We start from the raw sequence: 21,694 nt of genomic DNA, 5'->3' as shown, positions 1-21,694 counted from the left end.
GTAGCGCGCGAGTCGGCGATCAGCCCTGTGCGTCCACGAGGCGTTGCCATGTCCGGTTGCCCACGATGCCGTCGGACGTGAGGCCGTTGTTCGTCTGGAACCACCTCGCCGCCGCCTCGGTGCGGGGGCCGAACTTGCCATCGACGGACAGCGGCGGACTCCAGCCGAGTTCGTTCAGCCGCCGTTGGATGTTCTTCACGCCCTCCGCGACGGTTCCCGTCCTGGCGAAGGGCTGGTCGGCCTCCAGGCGTTCCTCGCGGCTCGGGTGATCGGTCAGCCACTGCGCCAGGTCGTCGGGCAGATCGGCCGGACCGTGCTCCTCGCCGCTCCGCCATCCCTCCACCCGCTGGATCTCCTGGGCGAAGGCGGTCATCTGCTCGTCGCCGAGTTCGGCCAGTGTGGTGTCGGTGCCGACCCGCAACGCCTCGGCGATGCGTTGCGCGTACGCCTCGGGGTCGTTCGCGCCGTGCCCGGCCGGAGCGTACGCCCGCATCACGTCGAGCACCGTCTTGCCGCCGCGGTGTTCGAGGTACTGGCGGACGGCCTCGAAGCCCGTGGCCTCGTCCGGGAAGATGGCGAAGATGTCATTGTGCTTTCCGGCGTAGGCGCCGTATCGCTCCGCCTCGCCGGAGGTGATGATGTTCCCCGGATTCTGGTCGTTCCACGACGCGGTCCCTCCCGTGCGCATCACTTCCTCGAAAAAGACGTGGTCGATGCCGAGGATGCTGATGACGTCGCCCGGTTCCACATCGGATACGTCGGTCCAGCCCATGGTGTCCTCCTGAAGCCAAGTCGGATACGGCGTCGCCCGCTCAGCCTCCTTCCAGTACGTCGAAACGCAGGCCGCTCGACCCGCCGCCCGTGCCGCTGCCCCTGCTGCGCGTGGTCCAGGCGTGTGCCCTGCCGTCCTGCCACCGCGTGTACTGGCGGGCGCGCTCGACCCGGACTCCGGAGCGGGGCACTTCCTCCTCGTAGAGCCAGTCGGTCTCGCCGAGCAGCTGCCCCAGCGTGGGCCGCGGGGTGCCGTCACCACGGGCCAGGCCGACCAGACGGAGCCGGACGGACTCGTGGTCGGCGAGGACCTGTGGCACCAGCGGATACCAGTGGGAGGGCACCTCGGTGACCACGCGGTAGCGCGGACTGCCGTCCGGCGAGGGCGGTGCCGGGGGCGGCGCGGTGGCCACCCAGCGGTCGTAGCGGTCGACGCGTTCGTCGGCGTGGTCGGCGACGGACTCCTCCACGGCCCAGGCCAGATCGGCCTGTTCGTCGCGGAGCAGCAGTACCGATTCGACCGGGGGACTCTCCAGCCCCGCGGGCAGTGCGGCAGGCCGGTAGAACCAGGGTGAGGGCGGCTGCGTCATGCCGGAGGCGGGCGGGATGCCGCCGGTTCCGCTCGTGCCGGGGCCGCCCAGGCCGTACAGGTTCCAGACGATGGAGTCGTCGGCCGTGGCGTGCCGCAGGGTGGTCCGGCCGCCGAAGACGTCGGTGACGGTGCAGTCGACGATCCTGCTGAGGGAACCGACGGGCAGGGGCAGCGGGACGCAGAACCAGTCGCTGTTGTAGACCGTCGCGAAGGCGATGAGCATGAGCCGGCCCAGATCGGCGGGAGAGGCGTCGACCGAGCCGAAGTCGATGCGGGCGTCCTCCATCTCCCAGAAGCGGGAGACGGGCATCCCGCCGTACACCGCAGGCGTGGGGACGATCTTGCGCCGGTCGCGGGTCACCGCGGCCTCCGAGACCGGCAGCGGCTGGACCGGGCCGTCGAGGGCCCACCAGTCGAGGTGGCCGCCGCGGTATTCCTCGGCGCGCAGCTCCAGACCCGGGAGGCTGGAGGCGCGGACCTCGAACGCGTACTCCATGCGGCGGGTGTTCCACGACGGCGGCGGTTTCGGGGGCCCGACGGGCGTGTCCGTCGGCACGTGGGCGTGCCACCAGGACAGCCAGGCCGCCGCGGCGGTGGCCAAAGCGTCCAGAGCGGTGTCTGGGGCGTCGAACTCCTTGGCGGCCGTCTCGTCGCGTTCCGCGAGGCGGGCCAGCCACGGGGCGAGTGCGACCGGGTCGGGGAGCCGTCCGCGTACGGCGGCGGACAGACCGGTCGGCGCCAACGGGCCGTCGGCCGCGAACGGGCAGACCCTGGCGAAGGCCGGCAGCAGGGCGATCAGTCCGGCGGCGGCCAGAGCGCGTTGCCAGCGCAGGGCTCCGGACAGCGTCAGCCGGGCGTCGGGGCCGGTCACGGGCTCGCTCTCGACCAGTTCCTCCAGCACCATCGTCGCCGGGTCGTACGGCAGCCACTCGCCACCCTCGTCCCCCACGGTGCTTCGCCAGCCGTCCAGCCGGTGGGTCTCCCGGGCGAGCGAGACCGAGACCGGCGAGGCCGCGTCGTCCCCCCGGAACTCCCCGAGCGCGTACTGCCTGGCCAGGAACCACGCGGCATCGGCGGTGCGGGCGGCGAGAGCCTCCTCCATGCCGGTGTCGCGTGGCAGGGGCTCGTAGCGGAACATGGTCATAGCAGCCCCGATCCGTGTGGTGGCATCGTCCACTGCACCGGCAGCAGACCGCGCAGTTCGGCGAAGTCGTTCAGGTCCATGCCCCTGATCTGGGTGAGTGCGAAGGTCTCCTCGACCACGGCGTGGATGTCCTCCATGCGCCAGCCGCGCCCGCGGTCGGGCGGCAGCGCCAACAGCAGCGCCTGCGGAGCGCGGGCGTCGGGCTGGTCGTAGTGGAAGGCGAGTCCGCCCATCTCCTCTCGCGCCTCGTGGCCGTCCTGCGTGTTCTGGCCGTCCGCGGATGCCGCGGCGGCGGGCTCGGGCACGCTCTCGGTCCATGCGTCCACGACCAGGCCGGCGACCTGCCCGGGGTCGGCGGGGCCGTCGGTGCGCAGTACCGCGCAGTGGCGCGGGGCCGGACGGGTGCGGGACGGCAGGGGAGCGGGGCCGCGTGCGATCCACCGTTGCCCGGCAGGCAGTTGGGCCACCGTGGTCGCGCACGCCGTCGTCCCGGCCAGCACCTCGGCGGCCGTCAGCGCGTCACCGAAGGTCCGGGCCTTGGGCCGGACCCGCTCCATCTCCAGCAGCCAGTCGGCCACCGTGTCCTCGTCGGCTTCCTGCGGAGGCCCGGACAGGGCCGCGCCGGCGGCGGTCGCCGTCAGCCGGAGTGTCGGCAGCAGGGGCAGGGACCGGCCGACCACGGAGGAGACCGCCGTACGCAGCGCCGTGACCCACTCGAGGACGGCGGACGGGTCCCCGGGGGGCGGCCCGGGGAGGTCGGGCAGCGGAGTCGCTTCGAAGCGGTCGAGAACCGCGGAGGCGTGGGCGCCCAAGGCCTCCTGGTCGGCCGCGGACACGGTTACCGGTGGCGCCGCGTCAGGGAGTCCGCAGTCGGCGAGCGTGTCCAGCTCCTCGGCGACCTGCTGCGCCGTGCCCGGCAGCGACTTGATCCCCTCGCGGAGTCCGGCCAGCGCGGATACGACCGTCCCGTGCCAGGCGGTGACGCGCGCCGCCAGCTCGGCCAGGTCGGCGGTGCCCCAGTCGTCGCCCGCGTCGGCGTCCAGATCCGTGACGAGCAACGGGCGGCCGGCGCGCAGGACGTCGGCCAGGCCGCGGCACAGCAGTCGGAGTTCGGCGAATCGGGCCGCACCGGAGTCGGTGACGCTCGCACCTGCCGGTACGCGTCTCAACAGCCGCCGCATCAGCATGCCGTACGTCCCGGAGCCCGTCCGGTCGTTCTCGGCCGGCCCGGCGTCCAGCACCACGTCCAGGGCGCAGAGTCCGAGGTCGGCGAGACCGACGGTGGTGGGCGTGGCCGGGTCGCCGAAGCCGAAGCTCCATCCGGAGGCGTCGCCCAGGCGGTGCTCGCACCAGCGTTCCAGCGCCGGTTCGAGCGCGGCCAGCGGCCGGTCCGCGTGCCAGCCGCCCGTCCCGGTGGCGGGAGCGAGCAGTCCCAGGCGGTGGCTCAGGGCGACGGCCGCCTGCGGGGTGCGGACGACCTCGAAGTCCTGCGGGAGGTTCTCACCGCGCGAGATCCCGTCGGCGGCCGAACCGGAGCGCATCGGGTTGCCCGCGACGAGATGGTGGACGCTCTCGGCGAGCAGCAGGTCTCCGACCGCGTCCACGGCGTCTTCCAGATCGGCCACCAGTGGGCTCGCCCGGTCCAGCAGCGGTAGCGACACGTCGTTCAGCTGCGAGGTGAGGGATTCGAGGTCCTGCAACTGGCCGCCGTGTGCCGTCCAGTCCGCCAGCAGGGCCTGGCCGTCGACGACGTCGCGGGCGGCCATCGCCGTCAGGGCCTCCTGGCTGTGCGGTGCCTCGGGGTCGACGACGTGCGCGCTGGGGTAGGCGGCACGGAAGAGGGCGATCAACTGGTCCAACTGGGCGTCGTGCAGGCCGCGTTCGAGACGGTAGCCGAGCAGCGCACCGAGGGACTGGCCGGACCGGACGCCGTCCACCAGGGCGAGCGCACGGCGCACCCGGCTCGCCCGCAGATCGATGTCGAAGGCCTGCGCGTGCGCGTGGCTGAGCCAACCGGAGCGCAGGACCGCGGCGGTGGTGGCGTGATGCATGGAGGGGGCTACGAGATAGCCGTCGTCATGAGGTTCCTGGCCGTCCTGGGGTTGCCCGTTGTCTTCGGATGGCGCGCCCGCCCCGTCCTCCGTGGCGTCCTCCGGGTCGGTCGGTACGGGCTGCTGCTCCGAGTCCCGCGGTTGCAGGTCGGTGACCCAGCCGTACGCCCCGAGGTGGGTGCCGTCGGGGCGGTCGGCGCGCAGGCGGGTCAGCCGGGCAGTGGCCACGGACGTCATCCAGGCGTCCAGACGGTGGGCCTGGGTGTCCAGCACCTCGCACAGCAGCCGTTCCAGGCGCGGCAGGTCCGTGCCCGCCATGTCCTCGGTCGCGGCGAGCTGCCGGAAGGCCATGGCCGCCCAGTCGTAGAACTGCGGGACCGTGCCGGCCTCGGCCGTGACCTTGCCGTCGGTCAGAGCCACCAGGGGATCCACCGCTCCGTCGGAGTCGAAGCGCTCCAGCAGCCGGAAGCGGTAGAGCCACAGGACCATCATGGCCAGGTGGTACCAGAGCCCGATCCGGCCGGTCCCCACGTTGTCGAGGGCGGGGGCCAACTTGCGCATCTGCTCGCCCAGTTCGGGCGGGATCTCCTCATGGAGGGAGATGAGACGGGCCTCTTCCTGCCACAGGTCGCACAGGGTGCGCAGCGGACGGCTCTTCAGCACCTCCTGGAGTTCCGGCGTGGTCTCGCCGGCCACGGTGAACTCCAGCGGCAGGGGCAGTGCCTCCGGGTCGGGCGGCTGCTGCCAGGCGAAGCCACTCCGGTACGGGATGCCGCCGATCGGGTTGACGGGGGCCGGCTGGAAGGGCGCCGTGACCGGCTCCTGCTGGACGAAACGCAGTCGGCGCGAGGCGGGGAGCCGGTGCAGGATGTCGTTGATGACCTGGTCGGAGTCGCCGCCGCCGCCCACCCTCGGACAGCGCCAGCCCTGGGACTCGGCGAAGGTGCGGAAGCCCTGGATGTGGTCGAGGATCCTCAGGTCGACCTCGGTGCCGTGCCACAGGTCGAGCGAGGTGACCGGCAGGATGCCGTACGGCTGCCGCCCGACGCGCAGAGTGGGCAGCGGGCCCCGGGCGCGTACGTACTGGGCGAAGTGCGAGACCAGGAAGACCAGGTCGACCTGCCCGTCGCCGTCGTAGTTCATCCAGTTGGTGGAGGAGGCCGCCATGGCGCCGATCGCGGCGTGCAGTTGCAGCAGCAGGTCCTGGTCGTCGTCGCAGAGGCCGTCGGTGGTCTGGGCCAGTACGCGTCCCGCGGTGGGACCGAGGGCCCGGGCGACGCGGGCTGCGGCCTGTGCGCTGCCGGGGACGAACGCGGCGCGTTGCGTGTCGGCCTGCTCGGGGCTCGGTGGCGGTATGCGGGTGCGCCACGCGGACCTGGTCGCCTCGGTGTTGTTGGTCGGTGTGCCGTTGGGCAGCACGGACAGGCCGTCGGTGCAGCGGTGGGCGTCGAGCAGGGAACCGAACAGCGCGGAGGTCTGCTCGGAGGTCCCGCTGCGCACCCCGGCGACGGTGACCAGGGGGAAATCGGTTCGCATGCCGTCCTCGACGGGCACCTTGACCCCCATGCCCACGCGGACGGCCTCCTCGAAGTCGCAGAGCCAGGCGGGCGGAACCGGACTGTCCGGGCCGGGCCCCACGTCGAGCACCTCGGGGATGGGGGCGCCCTCCTGCCGCCAGACCAGGCCGATCTGCCCGTCGCCGACGATCTCGTAACCGGAGAACACCAGCCGGTCGGGGAGCACGGAACTGCGCGACGGCCGCGTCCAGGTGCCGTCGCGCTGCGGTGGCTGTACCGACCAGGGCTCCGGGGAGGGCGGGTTGCCGCCGGCCGGGGTCTCCGTGGCCGGCGGCTGCTGCAGCCCCGGTCGCAGCGCGTGCACCGCCCACGCGGCGCGCCCGGGACCGACGGTGGTGACGAGCCGGCTCCAGGCGGCCTTTCGACGTTGCTGGTTGGGGCCCGCGGCCCAGACCTCGCGCCAGTAGGCTTCGGCGGCGACACGTTCCGCCGGGGTGAGGGCCGGTTCGTGGGAGTCGACGTGGATCTCGTCGGGGTAGGCACGGATCCACAGTTCCAGGGCGGCCTCTCCGGCGTTGCGGTAGACCGTCTCCAGACGCAGGGGGAGCAACAGCAACGGGTCGGAGGCACTCTCGTGCGGCCACAGCTGCGGCTCCTCCTGGGCCAGCTCGGTGTACGCCTCGCGGGCCGCCTGGTAGGAGGTCTCGTCGGTGGCCGCCTGCTGGCCCTGTGCGAGGTGTTCGGCGTCGAGCCCGGTCTCGCCGGACTGGATGCGCTTGTCGTACATGGCGAGTCCGGCGCGCGACAAGTCCCGGGCGAGTCGGGCGTCGCTGACGGCGCGGTGGGCCTTGGCCAGGTCCGGGTTCACGGTCACCGCGGTGCTCCGATCAGGTTGCGGGCGGAGGTGACGACCCGGAAGGGCCGTTGCAACGTCACCATGGCGATCGTCGCCGCGTTCCACGCCGACGGCGGATGGTCGTGTTCCTGGTCCGGCAGGGCGGGCATCGCTCCGAGATCGGCGAAGCCTCCCTCGCCCACCGGCCAGGTCAGGTCCGACCAGTGCTGGTACTCCTGCGCGGTGGTGTCGAAGCCGAACCGCATCCGGTAGCTGTTCTCGGCGAGCACGAACCACCAGTCGTGGATGTCGCCGGGCAGGTCGAAGGCATAGGCGCACGTGCGTTCGTCGAGCGTCAGTACCATCTTCGGGCGCTCCCAGGTGTTCTCGGCCAGGTCGCCGCTCTCGGTCACGGACCGTGCGGGCACGGCGGCGACGATCATGTTGGGGTAGCGGTGCACCAGCCGGCCCCGGATGAGCAGTACGTCCACACCGCCCGCGTTGCCGGTGAGCTGGGCGGCCAGGCCCAGTTCCGGCAGCCAGCCGTGCACCGGGGGGATGTCCGGCTCGCCGTCAGGACGCGGCCAGAAGTGGGTGAAGGGGCTGCCGCGCAGGTCGGTGGGGTACTCGCGCCAGCGCATCTCGTGGTTCATCTCGTCGTTGACGCCGGCCATGAAGGAGGCGATGAAGGGCGCGTTGGCGCGGAGCAGGACGGCCCGGTCGTCCGGGATGTCGGCGGATCCGGGCAGGAACCAGTCCGGAGCGGTGTCCTTCAGGGCCATGGCCATGGGTGCGGGGAAGTCGGGGCAGGCCATCACCGGATCGGCGACCGTCGGCGGCAGGTCGAGCGGCGTCTCGGACACCGGGGCCACGATGCTGTCCAGGCGGGCGGTCAGCAGCGGGCCGGGGTCCAGGGCCTGGGAGAGCCGCCCCTGCAGTCCGTCCGCGTCCACGGGCACGCCGAACTCCAGGATGTGCGCGGCCGGATCGTCGGACATCGACGGCTGCGCCGGCAGGGCGACGTCCTGTTCGGGGACGTTCAGCACCTGGTCCGCGGCGTGCTCGGCGAACGAGACGGCCAGCTGATCCGCGATCTGTGGCCCTATCGGGCCGGACAGCGCCCGGAACCTCCTGATCTCGTCGGCGCCGAGGTCACCGTCGGACTGGACGGCCAGGGTCGGACCCGTGAGCATCGCGCCCAAAGTGTCGGCCTGAGCGCCGAGGTCGTTGGTCCGGGCCGAGAGTGCCATCGCCGACAGGACCTTGATCCGGCGGGTGTCCCGCAGGGTCGCGGTGGCGTACAGGGCACTGTCCACGGTGGTGGTCAGGTCGGGCGTCTCCGTCTCGGCCGGCGGCGCGGACGGCTCGGGCCGTGTCACCATCGCGGCCGGAAGAGGTGGCAGCAGGTCGCCGGTGAGGGTGCGCCGGACGTACGACTCGGTGTCCAGTTCCGCCCGCCGGGCGACCGGTCCGCGGCGCCGCAACAGCCGCTGCAGGGCCGGCGTGACCAGCGCGTCCGGGGCGGGACTGACCGCCACCTCGGTACGCAGCGGCAGCCCGCTGTCCGTCCGCAGGCGCTCGCTGACCGGGGCCGCCATGCCGAGGGACTCGGCAGGGGAGAGGTTCTGCACGGACCGCCGGTGCACCGAGGCGGAGACCTCGCCGCAGAAAGCGGCCAGCCGCCGCAGCCGGTTGGCCTCGCGTACGACACCCACCTGGTCCCAGGCTCTGGCCATCAGCCACTCCTGGTTGTCGCGCACCCAGCCGGTTCCCAGAGCGGCCGCGATCCGGGTCTCGGGGTCGAGGTTCAGCTCGGCGAGCCAGCCCCGCTCGCCGTCCTCGAGCCGATCGCGTACGACGGGGTGACCGCCGTACAGCGGCGGAGCGACGGTGTCCCCGGTGCCCTGCGCGATGTGCTCCCGCACGCGCCGCGCGAAGTCGGCGAGCGCGGCGCCCGCTTGCTCGGGAGGGCTGTCCACCAGGCTGAGCACACCCTGCACGGTGATGGTCTGCCGGGAGCCGGGCGCGCCGTCCGAGGCGAGCGGGGCGCCGCCCGGCCAGGGTTCGGTGATGTCGACCGTCCGGCCCGTCAGCACGGCGCGCTCGTCGTCGGACAACGGTACGACCGAGGTGGCCAGTTGCTCGAAGTCTCCCGGGTCGCCGGTGCGGAACTGCCAGCTGTGGTAGACGGGCAGGCGGACCGTGCCCTGGTCGCGCCGCCAGGCGTCGCCGTGCTGCTCGACGTCGGTGAAACCGCCTTGGAGGCCGGCGGCCACCCCGCCCGCGAAAGCGGGCACGACACAGGCCGTATAGGCCGTGTCCGCCCTCAGATGCAGCGGGCACAGCAGCCGTGAGGTCAGCGGTCCGGGCCGGCCGGCGGGCCGTTGGACGTGGGCCCACTGCCAGGACTGCTCGAGCGGTGGCAACAGTGCGGCGTCCACGTCGACGAAGGGCAGTGGCAGGCCGCTCTGCAGGGGATGACCGTCCGCTTCGATCGCGGTGAGCACGAGCCAGGGCCGCAGCCGGTCGCCGGCGGGCCGTGCGGGCGTGAACAGCCAGGGCAGTTCGGGTACGTCGAACTCGATGCACGGCATGTAGTTCGGCTCGGTGTCCTGGATGCCCGGCGGTGGATCGACCCGCAGGACATGCCGGGCGTCGATGCCGACGACGCCCTCGGGGCCGAGCATGCGCAGCGCACCGCCCGGCGCTGTCATGTCCACCCGGCGGCCCGGTCCGGCCAGGGACAGCCGCGGGTGGAGGACCGCCGGCCCGCTCGGTACGTCGCTCTCGATCGCCGCGCCGACGGAACTCTGCATGAACGGGGCGAACTCCAGTTCCTCGGCCATCAGCCCGACACCTCCCACGCCTCCACCGCGCGCATGCCGGGCTCACCGGCCAGGTTCCTGCGCAGCTCGGCCGGGGTGGCCGCGGCGCCGGCCGGTTCGCCGGCCGCGACCATCGCCCAGGTGGCCGCGGCCACGACCGGCAGTTCGGCGGCCACTCGCAGGCCGGCGGTCACGGCGGGCCACCAGTGGGCGTCCCGGACGGAGCCCGCGGCCGCCGCCACCTGCTCGGATTCCACCAGGGCGGCGATCCGGACGGCCCGCAGCAGTCCCTCGGGCCGCAGCGCGGGCACCGGATCCTGGACGATCCTGGTCTCCCAGTCGAGGCCGGCCCTGACGAACGCGCCGTCGGCCGGTCCCGAGGTGTCGGCCACCAGACGCAGACCCGACCGGTACGTCTCGAACGCGGAACTGCCGAGCAGTTCGTCGTCGCTGCGCTTGAAGAACCGGCCGGGAGCGAAGGTGTCCACCGTCGTCCCGCCGGTCGCGTTCGCCGCGCCGAGGGTGGCGGAGGCCACGTCCCAGCGCTCGGCGGGCTCGACGCCCGAGCGGCCGTACCGCTGGATGTCCACGCCGAAGGGCAGCACCCGCTGCCGTGCGGTGAGGCTGCCGTGCGGGTGTACCCGACTGCCGTCGCCGATCAGCCGGTTTGCGGAGGGGGACAGCAGGACCGGGGAATGCCGCAGGTCGGTCGGCGGGTGCGCGCTCCACGCGTCCGGGCGCGAGAACGCCTCCCTCAGCCGGGCTTCGAGATCGGCCGGTGGAGCCGGCAGCGCGGGCGGCGGGTTGCCCCAGCGCTGGTCGAAGTCGAAGGACGCGCTGAACAGGAACAGGTCGATACTTCCGCGCCCCACCGCGTGCCAGGGAGCGGGACCCTCCAGGGTGAGGTCGAACGCGACGCCCAGCAGGGTCTCGCCGAACACCTCGACCGCCAGCGAGCCGCGCATGTTGGCCGTGAACGACAAGCTGGGCTCCAGGTGGATGAGCACGTCGAGTCCGAACAGCCCGCGCAGCCCGCAGTCGGCGATCTCGGCGACCAGGGAGAGCTGTGCCCCGAACTGCACGGTGTTGCTGGTCACCGCGAAATAGGCCTGGCAGCGCAGCTGGATCCAGGGCACCGGCGAGAGGTTCATGGACAGCCGGTGCAACGCCGGTACGCCGCGCGGTACGGGGTACGCCGGGTGGAATCCGCCCGCGCTGAGAACGAAGGCCGGGTCGGCCCCGCCGCGGCTGAGGACCAGGACGTCGCCGTCCAGGGGCACCCCGGCCATGTGCGAGCCGGTGAGACTCGCCATGAGGAAGGCGCTGGGCTCGGCACTGTCGTACTGCCCGGCGAAGGTGGCCTTCAGATCGATCAGTGGCACCGCCGGGTCCGGTACGGCGACCCGCAGGATGCCCAGCAGCGACAGACGCACGGGCTCGGGCAGCTCGGCCATCACGGCCGTCGACAGGGAGACCATCCGGTCGCCCCACGAGACCTGGAACATGGGCCCGACGACGAGCCGCCCCGGCGCGGTAGGGAACAGCGCCGGCAGCCGGGGAACGACCCGTAGCGCGGCCTTCACCGGATCCGGCGGGAACAGCAGGTCACCGGCGGTGCCGTCGGCGATGGCAGCGATCAGGGCATCTCGGTCGACCGCCTTGTTGACACCCACGACCCCGCCCACGCCGCTGAGGGAGAACCCCAGGCCGAGCTGAAGTCCGGGGTCGGGGAAGGTCGCACCCATGAGTGCGATGAACGCCGGCCCGCCGGGCGCCGCCAGGTCCAGCTGTCCGAAGGCGGTCACGGTCGTGGCGGGCATGGCCGCGCTCAGGACGCCGGAGAACGAGCGGAACTGCTGACGCTGCAGCCTGCCCCGCAGCCGGACCGGGGGGAGCGGACTGTCGATGTCCACGGTGGTGGGCAGCTGGTCGTCGGCCAGCCGTTCCAGATCCAGTCCGAAGATTCCAGCCATGCCGCGCCTCGCCGTCAGCGGCCCGGGGGCAGTCGGCTGCCCTCCGGGAGGAGGTCGAAGAAGTGGTGCTCGGCCGCGGGTTCGTACCGTACGAGGCCGACGTATCGCGGAATCCGGGAGGAGGTCACCCACCGGAACGCTTCTTCGCCGGCCTCCGCCGAGGACTCGGACACCGTGCCGTGCCAGTAACCGGCGTCGGCGAGCGGATCGCCGGTCGGCTGTGGGGGTGTGCCGGCAGGGGACAGGCCAACGGGCAGATACAGCCGGCCCACGCCCTTGTCCGTGCAGGCTCGAGCGAGCAGTGTGCCGGTGCGGCCGTCGTCGTCGCTGCCGGGGGCGAACTGCGCCAGGACCACCCGGAGCGGCAGTTCGCCCACGCAGGGCCAGCTCTGCTGGAACCCCGCGCTCTGCGACGGGAGCCGTTCGCCGCTGTCCCCGGGCCCGTACGGGCCTCCGGCCCCCTCACCGGGGTCGGGCCGGGCGGTCCCGTCGAAGTACGCCCACCGCCAGCCCTCCCGGCGTCCGTCGGCGTTGCCGGCCACCGCGCCCTGGGCCCAGGCCCGCGCGTAGTCGGGGCTGCGGACGAGCGGCGTCGCAGGTACGTCCGGAGGCGTGCTGATGCCCGCGTCATAGCCGTTCTGCCAGGCCCTGACCTGGATCGGCATCAACTCACCCCGCTCCGCGGCGGCTTGATGGGGGTTGTGCTGTGCCATCACGAACCTCTCCCGGCCGCTGACCAGTTGGGCTTCGCGACGTTGCCGTAGGACCAGCTGGAGCCCTTCGACATCTCGAAGTGCAGATGCGGTTCCGTCGCGTTGCCCGTGGCGCCGACCTTGCCGAGCTGCTGTCCTGCGGTGACCTTCTGACCATCCTTCACCTGTCGCTGCGAGAGATGGCAGTAGGTGTAGACGTGACCGTTGTCGGCGTGCAGTCCGATCCACTGGCCGTACGCCCCCGCCGTTGCCGTTCGACCAGGCGACGATGCCGTTGCGCACGGCGACCACGGGGACGCCCGAGTTGGCGGCGAAGTCCTCGCCGGTGTGACGGCCGACGCCGTCGGGCTTCCAGGCGTAGGGGCCGCGTGCGAAGAACGCGAAGGTCACCTTGTGGTTCGGTACCGGTGAAGGGACCCGCCCCTTGCCCGGCTTGTGCGCTCGGGTGCGGTCGACGTCGAAGTGGGCGTGGTGGCCGAGGGTGGTGAGTGAGGTGCAGCCCGGGATGCCGTCGGCGTCGTGGCCGTTGAATCCCTGGGCGAGTTGTTCGGCGCGGTAGGCGGCTTTGGTCTGTTCGCCGAAGAAGCCGGTGGGGCCGCCGGGGATGGGGTGGCCGCGGGCGATCAGGGCTTTCTGTACGGTCCGGATGTCCTCGTTGGTCTCACCGAACCGGACTCTCGACAGGGCGACGGTGACCATGACGGCTCGCTTCCTTTCGTGCCGTCAGTCCCAGGGGGTGACGGTGAGCCGGATCCGCGCGTCCTCTCCGAGGATCGGGGTGGCGGTGGCGGGCAGTTCGATGTTGTGGACCCAGACACCGGGAGCGGGGTTCTCGTCGCCGAGGGTGCTGCCGCCGTCGGGTCGGTAGTCGCTGATCGGGCCGCTGATCGTGGAGTTCCAGGTGGCCCGGAGCGTGGGCATGGCAGCCGGGTCGTCACCGGCGCCCACGTCGACGACGAGGATGTCGTCGAAGTCGGCGGTCTGCTCGAGGTGGTCGTTGAAGCTGAGGAGCCCGTCACGGCGGTGCAGAGACAGGACGCGCACGTGCAGGGCGTACCGCATGGTGCCCGAATCGCTGCTGCGCAGGTTGCTGTTGAGGAAGGTGTTCACCAGTGGGACGCATGTCCTGCCGTCGACGGTGTCGGCTGCGGTCTCGGACAACTGGACGGGGCACCACTGGGCGCTCGTCCGTTCGTGCGTGACGATCTGCAGACCGCGCACCGACAGCCGGACCTCGGCCTGCCATGTCGTGCTGTCGCGCCGCGGCAGGTGGAAGCCGACGAGTTCCGCGTTCACCTCGCAGTCCCCGAACAGGAAGCGCCGCAGGTTCTGGTAGCCCTCCTCGGAGTTGACGAGTCCGTAGGCTCCGCTGTGGCTGCGGTGCACGTATGCCTGGTGTGCGCCGGGCACGTAGGCGTTGTCGGTCTGCACCAGACCGTCGCTGCGGGGCCCGACCGTGGCGGCCGACAGGCCGTGCGCCACCTCGTAGTCGGTCGGGTCGGTGCCGACGAGGCAGAAGACCCGGCCGCGAGGGAGGGCGAACGGGCGGTCGGGGGGCATCGCGCGGGCGTCCCAGTTGTGCGGCGGTCCGTCGGGGTCGGTGAGCGCCTTGGGCGTCAGGTACTGGTACATCCGTTCCGGGCCGAAGATGTCCGCGCCGTTGATGCCGGTGACGTCACGCAGCCGTTCCAGCACGCCGAAGCCGACGTCGAAGGCGATGCCTCCGTGCGGGGTGCCGTAGGTGAACAGCTTGCCCACGTAGTCGGCCGGATCATGGCCGAGATCCGGGATGATCTTCTGGATCAGGCAACGGCACACCAGCCCGCCCATGGAGTGGGCGACGAGGTGAACCCCGGGCGCCCCGGACTTGTCCTTGAGCGTCTCGATCAGGGTCAGCAGGCTCTCCGCGGCGGTCTCCAGCCGGAACTCATGAGGGCCCATGCCCCAGGTGCTCGCGGAGGTGTCGTAGAAGCGGTGGATCCAGATGGAGTTCGGTGGGATCGTGTCGTGGGTGGCCAGGTAGAGCTCCTGGCCGCCGTCCACGAGGATGTGGTATCCCTCGTCAAGGTGCAGCCGCAGCAGGGGGCTCTCGAACTGGTAGAAGGACGGTTCGTCGTCCGGTCCGATACGGACGTGGGTGGAGCCCTCGTTGAACCCGTAGAAGGGGTCCGTCACGGCCTTGTCGATGCCGGCGGTGTTGCCGGCGTATCCCCGGACGTAGACGATGGGCAGTTTCGTGGCCGGTGCCATGCCGTCCTCCAGTTCAGCATTCACCCACACCCGGAAGCCAGGCCGCCGGGTGGTCGATGAAGATGTTGGACACGTATCCGCCGAGCTGGGGTACGAAGGACCACGCGTCGTTGACATGGCCCGCGGTGCTGACCGTGTCGCCCCGGGTCTGGCACTGCACCGTCACCTGCGTCGGGCCGGGCAGCATGGTCACGACGGGTGCGTCGAGGCGGGGCTCCGCCCGGACGTTGACTCCGGTGCCCCAGGTGACGAAGTCGGTGGTCGCGGCGTCGCCCCCGTCGTCCGGGGTGTCGCCCAGGACGGGCAGCTTCCAGTCCTGCGGGTCGTCGCAGAGCGGATCGGCCACCACCGACAGGTGGAAGTGCTTCTCGTGCGGGTTGGCCCCGTCGTACGGTCCCCACTGCCAGTCGCGGCGGGTGGCGATCCGACGGTTGGCTATGACGTACTTGATCCGCGGGTCGCGGCTGTCCAGCAGCTGGTCTGCGACTTCCTGGATGTCGAGGCCGTGGTCCGGATCGTGCGTGAAGTCGCGAGCGGTGACGATCCCGGGCCCGTACCAGGGATTGTGGTCGCTGTCGCGCGTCTGGTGGGCGGCGTCGCCGATGGCGCCGTCGGAGAGCCTGCTGCGTCCCGGAAAGCGCGCGTCGATCTGGTGCAGAAGGGTCTCCAGGCTGGCTGCCACGCGCCACGACATGGTGACCTCCGAGTGGAGTCGGTGTTCGGTCGGGGGAGAGGCCGGTCGAGGCCGACGGCCGTGGGCACACGATCTCGGCGATGGTCGCCCTGGCGGTCACGTCGTCCTCCGGCCGCGTCGAGGGTCCCGCGTCGAGGATCCCGCGAACGAGGTTACGGACGCGCCGTCAGCGCACTGTCAGCCTGTCGTCAGTCTCCCGTCATCCGCCGACCCGTCATCCCTCGACCCTTCATCCCTCGGACCCTTCATCCCTCGGACCCGTCATCCCTCGGACCCGTCGTCTCTCGACCGGTCATCCCTCACCGGAAGAGGACGATCCCGCGCTGAGCCAGCATCCGTGTGAACTGAGGAGACGGTTCGACGCCCAGTTCGTCGCGCAGTAGCCCTTGGAAGGAGCGGTATTGACGGACCGCCTCGATGAGATTGCCCTCCGCGAGGTGCGCCGACACAGCGGCCCGGTGCGCGCTCTCCCGCAGCGGGTCCGAGCGTACGCTCGCCCATGCCGCCTCCAGGGCCAACGCCGACTTCCCCGCTCGTACGAGGGTCTCGGCCAGGGCGTCGAGTGCGTGCAGTCGCAGCTGCCGAAGGCGTTCGCGCTCCAGCAGAACCCACTCCTCGTCCCAGCCGGGCAGCAGCTCCTCCGCCGCGAGCAGCCCCGGCGGGAGCTGGGCGTCGAACGGGCGAGCACAGCCCTGCACGACATCGAATGCCGTCTCGATCAAGGCGTGAACGTCGACGTGCAGGCCTGTGTCACTCGACAGTGAGTCCCCGCTGCACCGGATCAGCGCCTGGTCACAGCGGGGCAGCTTCCACAGAGTGGTGCGCAGGCTGCCCCTGGCGTGCTCTTCCGTGACCTCTGGCCACAGCGTTCCGGCCAGGACGGTGCGGGACACGCGACGGTGCAGTCCTACGAACGCCAGCAAGCGCTGGCCGTTGCGGCTCAGTTCGACGGGCTTGGCGTCATACTCCAGCCGGAACTGGCCGAGCAGGCGCAATCGGGGAGGGGACGTCACCTTGATCGCCTCGCTCACCATGGCGTGGGCAGCCAACCCCGCGGAGGCCTGTCACCCTCGCCGGCCTCGTGTCGCAGCCTCTTAGGAGCCTTGTCATCAATTTCAGCCGGTGCGACCGGACCATGCAACTCATGCGCCCATAGGGCGGTTAAAGCATCAACCATTGAACCGTCATCTCAATTGGTTGCAACCGAAACCATGACAACCGAAGAAGCCGGAATTCCGGGTTTGCAGACCAAGGACACCGGGACCAAACTCAAGACAAGGGGCGGTGACGGATCCAGGCTCTGCCGACGCACGGTCCCCTCAGAATCTGACGGGCGGACACCACGTCGTCCGTCGGCAAAATGACGGCGTGTCATTCGGATGCAGAAAGATTCCCAGGGAATTCAAGAACCCCTGGGAAGCCGGTTGAGAAGTCGCGACAGCGATGAACGACAAGTGGAAGCCGTCTGAGGTGATGGCGTGGTGCGGGCCGCCGCCCGGACCCTCGATGACCGGCCCGGCCGGCGGCCGCCGCGCTTCTGTCATGCCGCCTCGGTCTCAGGCTTCCTCGAAGACCAGGTCCTCGGGTGGCTGGGTCAGCCGCACGATCTGACCGTTGGTGACTTCGACGACGTTGTTGAGGCCGGTGCAGCGTTTGCCGGTGGACGTGATGGTGAAGCGGTCCTGCACTCCGGCCAGGTAGGCCGGGAAGCAGGCCAGCGAGCCGTTGTCGAGCTGGAGGTAGTCGACGAGACGCCGGAACAGCTTGGGCAGGATCACGGCGTCGTCCGTGAGCGAGGACAGGCCCGTGACCTTGGCCCCGGTCGTGGTCGTGTCGCTCGGCCACAGACCTTGCGCCGGCGCGGTCCGTGCCTGCCGCACGGCGGCGGTCAACTCGGCCCGCAGGCTGGGGAACAGGCTTCGGTAGAAGGTGGGGTAGGCCAGCCCGGTGGCGAGCAGGTGATGGTTCACCGTGGTCCGTAGCAGGTCGGCCCCGACGTCGATGTCAGTACCGCTGGCGCCCTCTGGGACGCCGCGCCCCACGAGAGCGACACAACGGCCATGAATGTCCGCGCCGTTGGTGAGGATGAAGCCGGGCACCGTGTCGGGCGTCGCCGCCGTCACGGTCTCGTCCGGCCCCTGCTGGACGTTCGTGAACCCCAGCCAGGTCTGGAGTTCGTCACGTGCGGCATGGGCGAAGTGGAGAGGTTGGTGCACGCGGCTGGGCCCGTAGTGCGTTTCCAGTGCGTCGATCGCGTCCAGGCGGAGCGTGGCACGTCCGAGCGCGTCGTGTTTGACGGCGCGGCCTCCACTGCCCACCAAGGACCATTCTGTCGGGTCGTTGGGAGTGAAGTGGATGGTGTCGCCGTCCGGCTGTGTTCCCGTGATCTGGAACGATCCGTTGATGAGCAGCATCGTCATAACGGCTCCCGAAGGCTTGAACGGCTGGCGGGGATGGGCGAGATGCCTGCTGAACCACGCTATTCCCCCGTCGGGCGGTCTGCAATTGCTGCCATTGCCCGCTTCCTGTCGTGCTCCTGTCGTGCTCCTGTTGGCTGCCCGTCCTATGCTGAAAGGGGGAGCCTTTGCCGGAGGTCGGGATGGCCAACGGGAAAGCCTTCAACGGTCCGCGAAACCCCAGGAAACTCAGAGGAAATGTAATCGCCCTCGTTTTCCTGTGGGTTACGTCGCTCGCGCTCGGACGTACGGCGCACCCGGCGGCGCCGAGGCGAGTTGACTCGTACGAGCCGACCAGGCCAAAGAACGTCGTCCAACTTCCCAACGGGTGCTGCTCATCAGGGGGCCTTCATCCCCGGCCTGAGCGACCTGGACTCCAGCGCACAAATCATGGCGTGGGCTGTCATCTTCGGCGCCGCGCAGCATCTCGTGACGCGCTTCGTCGACGCTCGGGCCCGCGAGACGCCGTCGGACGTGGGGCGCGCGCCGACCGACCCGGAATCGAGCAGCCCGGGGACCGAAACGGTTCCTGCGCAGACAGGTAGAGGGGCCACTCACGACGTGTGAGGCGCAGGAAAAGCCCTATCCCGATCGGGTGCGCCCACAGGTGAGCGCGTGGATCGAGGTCGAGCGCTGGCACTGCTGGGGAGCGATCAAGGACAGCGACCAGGCATCCACGTGAGGACGACGGCCACCCAGGTCAGATGAGCCGTGTGTCGCGGCTGAGCGCCGCCAGGCGGGCGTCCAGCGGTTGGAGTCGGCCTGGCAAGGGCTCCCGGAGGTCCCACCAGCGTACGGCCGTGATCTCGGCGTTGGGCGTGAAGCGTCCGGAGCCGTCGGCGGCCGTTCCGGCGAACATGGCGCCGTACTCGGCACGTTGATCGGGTGCCAGGGTGAACCGCGCGTAACCGACGAACGTGAGTCGCCCTGCGGGCGCGTGGCCGGTCTCCTCAAGTAACTCACGCGCGGCCGCTTCACGAGCGGTCTCGCCGGGGGCGATCTGTCCGCCCGGCAGCTCCCAGGCCTGCCGAATCCGGTTGAACGCCATCAGGATGCGGTCGTCCTGCCACAGCGCCGCGAGGGCAAGGGGCAGGGGCGCGTCCGGTGGCGGTTCGTCCTCCGTTCCCCGGACGAAGGAGGCCAGGACGTTGCCGCGGTCGTCGACGGCGAGCGGTGGGGAGTCGGGAACGGCCACCCCGACATGATGCCCGCACCGGACCGCGGTCAGTCCCCTGCCGGGTTCCGTGGGCCGCGCGCTCGCGTGAAACCGCGACTGCGCTCCACCCGTCGCGGAAGGGATGCCGAGAGTAAGCCCATGGTCCGGCGACTTTGCCGAACGGGATACGAAAGGGATCAGTCCCTTTCCGGGCGGTCCGAGGGTCGGCTGCGCTATCGGGTGACCGTCACGGTCACGTCGTAGCGTTCCTGCCCCGGCGGGCAGCGCATGGCCTCTCCGCACGAGTGACGTCGGGCGGTGATGTGCGCCGTGCCGGGCCGTAGTGCGGTGAACCGCGCGGAGGAGAAGCCGCAGCCGCGGCCGGGCGGGCAGGTGGCGGCGACGGTCGTTCCGCCGCCGCCGGGGTCGAGTACCCGGGGGTTCGAGCCCGCGGGGGTGGACCAGTAGCTGCTGTGAAGACGTACGACCAGGCGGGTGCCCGGGGGCACTCGCACCGCGGTTCCACGAGCCCGTTCGTCGAGAACGACCGAGTGGGCGGGGGAGGCGGACACGGACGGCGATGTGGAGGACGGGGATCCCGCCGTGCCGGACGCACAGCCGCCGAGGGCGGCCATCGCGGCCACGGTGGTGAGCCCGGCGCGCAGCGTGTGCCGGGCCGAGGGGAAGGGGACCGACGACAGGAACAAGGGGCCCTCCGGTGGTTACCGCCCGGGGTGGAGGCCGGGACGGGAGCGGGGGCGGGCCGTCGGCCCGCCCCCACCGTGCGGTGCGAGGTGTCAGGAGACGGTCACGTCGTCGTAGTAGGTGTAGGTCGCGTCACCCGCGTAGTTGTCGTCCTTGTTGGTGAGGGTGAGCGTGTAGTTGTGGCCCGCGGTCACGGTGCCGGTGACCTGCTTCCAGCCCGCGCCCTTGGTGCAGGTCTTGGCGAGCAGCGTCGTGGTGGTGCCGGCCGTGGTGTCCTGGAGGGTGGCCGTGGCCCAGTCGTAGGTCACGGTGTCCGGGCAGGTGACGTTGTACCAGAAGGAGACCTTGCTGGTGCCGGACGGGGCGGTGAAGGACTGGGCGAGTGAGGAGGTGTTCGTCGGGCCGGTCGACCCGACCATCGCGCCGTAACTCCCGCTGTGCGCCGCCGAGGTGATGGCGGAGGTGCTGCCGCTGGTGGTCCAGCTGGACAGGCTGCCCGTCTCGAAGGTGCCGTTGGTGAGGGTGCCGCCGCCACCGTTGCTGCCGCCGCCGACGATGGCGTGGGAGATGGCGCAGTTGTTGGTGTCGTTGGACCAGCTCGCCTGCTCCGCGAACGTGCCCGTGCCCATGGTCACGTTGGCCGCCCCGCCCGTGCTGCCGGGGGAGATCCAGGCGCACTCGTCGGAGTTCTCCTGGCCGTCGTAGGAGCTGCCGGTGTGGTTGGTCCAGCCGCCGGCCGGGTTCTGGTCGGACATCATCTCGTGCCACTCGTGGCCGAGCGTCATGGTCCAACCGTCGAGTGTGCCGGGCGAGTTGACGAAGCCGACGCCGCAGCCCGAACCGGAGTCCATGTTGTACGGCTGGTTGCTGAACGCGATGTCACCGTATGAGGAGGAAACGGGACCGCCGGAGAGCGTGCTGTCGCCGTTGTAGTCGTGCCAGGCGCAGTACTGGCCCTGGTAGCTGTCCGGGTTGGTGTTGTGCGGCGACAGGATGACGTAGTACGCGTCCCGGTTGGACGCGGCGGTGGTGTTGCCGAAGTGCCCGGCCGCCTTGACGGCCTCGGCGCCCAGCTGGTGCCCCGTCGCGGCGCTCGGGGAGGCCGCCGAGTTGTCGTACCAGACACCGGACAGCACGCCGCCGCTCTGGTACGGGATGAAGTTCGCGTTGGAGGGGCAACTGGTGGCGCCCGTCGACACGTTCGGCCCGTCGCACCACTGGGTGAGGTCCGCGGACCATCGCTCGTTGCCGGTGCCGATGTCCTTGAACATCTCCTGAGCGACGGGGGCGGCGCCGTCCGGGTCGCCGGAGAACGTGGCGTCACCGCTGCCGTTGGTGCTCTGCGTCCCCCACTGGGAGCCGTAGAAGACCAGGTAGACCTTGGAGTGGCCGCTCTGGACGCCGATGCCGTCGATGCCGCCGCCGTAGGACAGGGTTTCCGGGCCGGTCGCCGCGGTGGCGGCCGGGTGGTTGGCCGCCCACGACTTCATCTTGGCGTTCCGCTGGATGGTGGGAAGGACGCCGTGCCGGTACGGGTGCTGGTACGCGGGGCTGTAGGGGTTGGATCTCGCCGCGTGCACCGTCGCCTGGGGGGCGGCTGTCGCCTGCGGGGTGATGGCGAGTGCCAGGCCGGTGGCCAGGGACAACGACGCGAGACCGGCGAGGGTTGCTCGGGCTGCGCCGCCTATGTGGGGAGTACCCATGGGTGATGGGAACCTTTCTTCGCGCGGACCTCCGCCGTCGGTGCGGGGAGGTGGATTGCATGGGACGCCGACAGGGGCGCATCACCCGACAGCCGTCTCCGGACGTCGATGTCGACGCCGGCTTCGTCGCTGGGCAGGACAAGGGAGCCGAACGGTGGTTGCTTCACTGCACGGGCGGCGGTGTGCACGGCAGTTGGGCAATTGACGCGCGGCGTTGTGATCTGCGGGGAATCCAGTCCTGACCTGAACGAAAGAAAAGGGCAGTGAGAAGGGTCGCGCCGCCCCTTTTGAAGCTTGAAAGGTGATGCG

The 21,694-nt window shown here is 70.9% G+C and carries 13 protein-coding genes and 2 pseudogenes; 1 reads left to right on the top strand and 14 read right to left on the bottom strand.

Going from position 1 to position 21,694, the window contains the following annotated elements:
• Positions 1–19: 19 nt before the first annotated feature.
• From FBY22_RS22000 to FBY22_RS21955, 11 genes and pseudogenes are all read right to left on the bottom strand, one after another.
• Entirely contained in the window at positions 20–772 is a 753-nt protein-coding gene (locus FBY22_RS22000; RefSeq protein WP_142148491.1) for a peptidoglycan-binding protein, read from the bottom strand.
• A gap of 40 nt (positions 773–812) precedes the next feature.
• Positions 813–2,507 carry a hypothetical protein gene (locus tag FBY22_RS21995; protein ID WP_160159927.1) on the bottom strand — a complete coding sequence of 565 codons (1,695 nt, stop codon included), beginning with the start codon at positions 2,505–2,507 and terminating at the stop codon, positions 813–815.
• A complete protein-coding gene (locus FBY22_RS43980; RefSeq protein ID WP_160159926.1) occupies positions 2,504–6,949 on the bottom strand; it encodes a hypothetical protein in 4,446 nt (1,481 codons plus the stop codon). The genes FBY22_RS21995 and FBY22_RS43980 overlap by 4 nt, the downstream gene beginning before the upstream one ends.
• Positions 6,946–9,756: a hypothetical protein gene (locus tag FBY22_RS21990; protein ID WP_142148487.1), complete on the bottom strand. Its 2,811-nt coding sequence runs from the start codon at positions 9,754–9,756 to the stop codon at positions 6,946–6,948. Before FBY22_RS21990 ends, FBY22_RS43980 begins: the two co-directional genes overlap by 4 nt.
• On the bottom strand, positions 9,756–11,708 hold the full coding sequence (locus tag FBY22_RS21985) for a DUF6603 domain-containing protein (RefSeq protein ID WP_142148485.1): 1,953 nt from the start codon (positions 11,706–11,708) through the stop codon (positions 9,756–9,758). The genes FBY22_RS21990 and FBY22_RS21985 overlap by 1 nt, the downstream gene beginning before the upstream one ends.
• A 712-nt stretch (positions 11,709–12,420) precedes the next feature.
• Positions 12,421–12,639, bottom strand: coding sequence for a M23 family metallopeptidase (locus FBY22_RS45310; protein WP_260845312.1), 219 nt, complete (start codon positions 12,637–12,639; stop codon positions 12,421–12,423).
• A gap of 340 nt (positions 12,640–12,979) precedes the next feature.
• Positions 12,980–13,120, bottom strand: a pseudogene (locus FBY22_RS46035) (peptidoglycan-binding protein); the annotation flags it as partial.
• A gap of 24 nt (positions 13,121–13,144) precedes the next feature.
• Positions 13,145–14,671: a triacylglycerol lipase gene (locus tag FBY22_RS21970; RefSeq protein WP_142148481.1), complete on the bottom strand. Its 1,527-nt coding sequence runs from the start codon at positions 14,669–14,671 to the stop codon at positions 13,145–13,147.
• Between the two features lie 13 nt (positions 14,672–14,684).
• Complete coding sequence (locus tag FBY22_RS21965) at positions 14,685–15,353, bottom strand: hypothetical protein (RefSeq protein ID WP_260845061.1); 669 nt, start codon at positions 15,351–15,353, stop codon at positions 14,685–14,687.
• A gap of 311 nt (positions 15,354–15,664) precedes the next feature.
• Positions 15,665–16,399, bottom strand: a complete 735-nt coding sequence (locus tag FBY22_RS21960; RefSeq protein WP_142152447.1) for a BTAD domain-containing putative transcriptional regulator — start codon at positions 16,397–16,399, stop codon at positions 15,665–15,667.
• Positions 16,400–16,921: 522 nt separating this feature from the next.
• Complete coding sequence (locus tag FBY22_RS21955) at positions 16,922–17,785, bottom strand: nuclease (protein WP_142148478.1); 864 nt, start codon at positions 17,783–17,785, stop codon at positions 16,922–16,924.
• Between the two features lie 616 nt (positions 17,786–18,401).
• Here FBY22_RS21955 and FBY22_RS45305 point away from each other — a divergent pair.
• Positions 18,402–18,503: pseudogene (locus FBY22_RS45305) on the top strand (PPOX class F420-dependent oxidoreductase); the annotation flags it as partial.
• 18 nt (positions 18,504–18,521) lie between these two features.
• Here FBY22_RS45305 and FBY22_RS21940 read toward each other — a convergent pair.
• From FBY22_RS21940 to FBY22_RS44465, 3 genes are all read right to left on the bottom strand, one after another.
• Positions 18,522–19,016 carry an NUDIX hydrolase gene (locus FBY22_RS21940; protein ID WP_260845060.1) on the bottom strand — a complete coding sequence of 165 codons (495 nt, stop codon included), beginning with the start codon at positions 19,014–19,016 and terminating at the stop codon, positions 18,522–18,524.
• Between the two features lie 194 nt (positions 19,017–19,210).
• Complete coding sequence (locus FBY22_RS21935; protein WP_142148476.1) at positions 19,211–19,684, bottom strand: hypothetical protein; 474 nt, start codon at positions 19,682–19,684, stop codon at positions 19,211–19,213.
• Between the two features lie 90 nt (positions 19,685–19,774).
• Positions 19,775–21,385, bottom strand: coding sequence for a hypothetical protein (locus FBY22_RS44465; protein ID WP_186363026.1), 1,611 nt, complete (start codon positions 21,383–21,385; stop codon positions 19,775–19,777).
• Between the last annotated feature and the right edge of the window lie 309 nt (positions 21,386–21,694).

Origin of the sequence: Streptomyces sp. SLBN-31 (genome assembly GCF_006715395.1) — a bacterium.
GTDB lineage: Bacteria > Actinomycetota > Actinomycetes > Streptomycetales > Streptomycetaceae > Streptomyces.
This window is presented reverse-complemented; position numbering and strand designations above follow the sequence as displayed.

Bases quoted from the DNA above. Each gene is read 5' to 3' on its own strand.
- FBY22_RS22000 (WP_142148491.1), bottom strand. From the start codon at position 772: ATGGGCTGGACCGACGTATCCGATGTGGAACCGGGCGACGTCATCAGC.
- FBY22_RS21995 (WP_160159927.1), bottom strand. From the start codon at position 2,507: ATGACCATGTTCCGCTACGAGCCCCTGCCACGCGACACCGGCATGGAG.
- FBY22_RS21990 (WP_142148487.1), bottom strand. From the start codon at position 9,756: ATGGCCGAGGAACTGGAGTTCGCCCCGTTCATGCAGAGTTCCGTCGGC.
- FBY22_RS21985 (WP_142148485.1), bottom strand. From the start codon at position 11,708: ATGGCTGGAATCTTCGGACTGGATCTGGAACGGCTGGCCGACGACCAG.
- FBY22_RS21970 (WP_142148481.1), bottom strand. From the start codon at position 14,671: ATGGCACCGGCCACGAAACTGCCCATCGTCTACGTCCGGGGATACGCC.
- FBY22_RS21960 (WP_142152447.1), bottom strand. From the start codon at position 16,399: ATGGTGAGCGAGGCGATCAAGGTGACGTCCCCTCCCCGATTGCGCCTG.
- FBY22_RS21955 (WP_142148478.1), bottom strand. From the start codon at position 17,785: ATGACGATGCTGCTCATCAACGGATCGTTCCAGATCACGGGAACACAG.
- FBY22_RS44465 (WP_186363026.1), bottom strand. From the start codon at position 21,385: ATGGGTACTCCCCACATAGGCGGCGCAGCCCGAGCAACCCTCGCCGGT.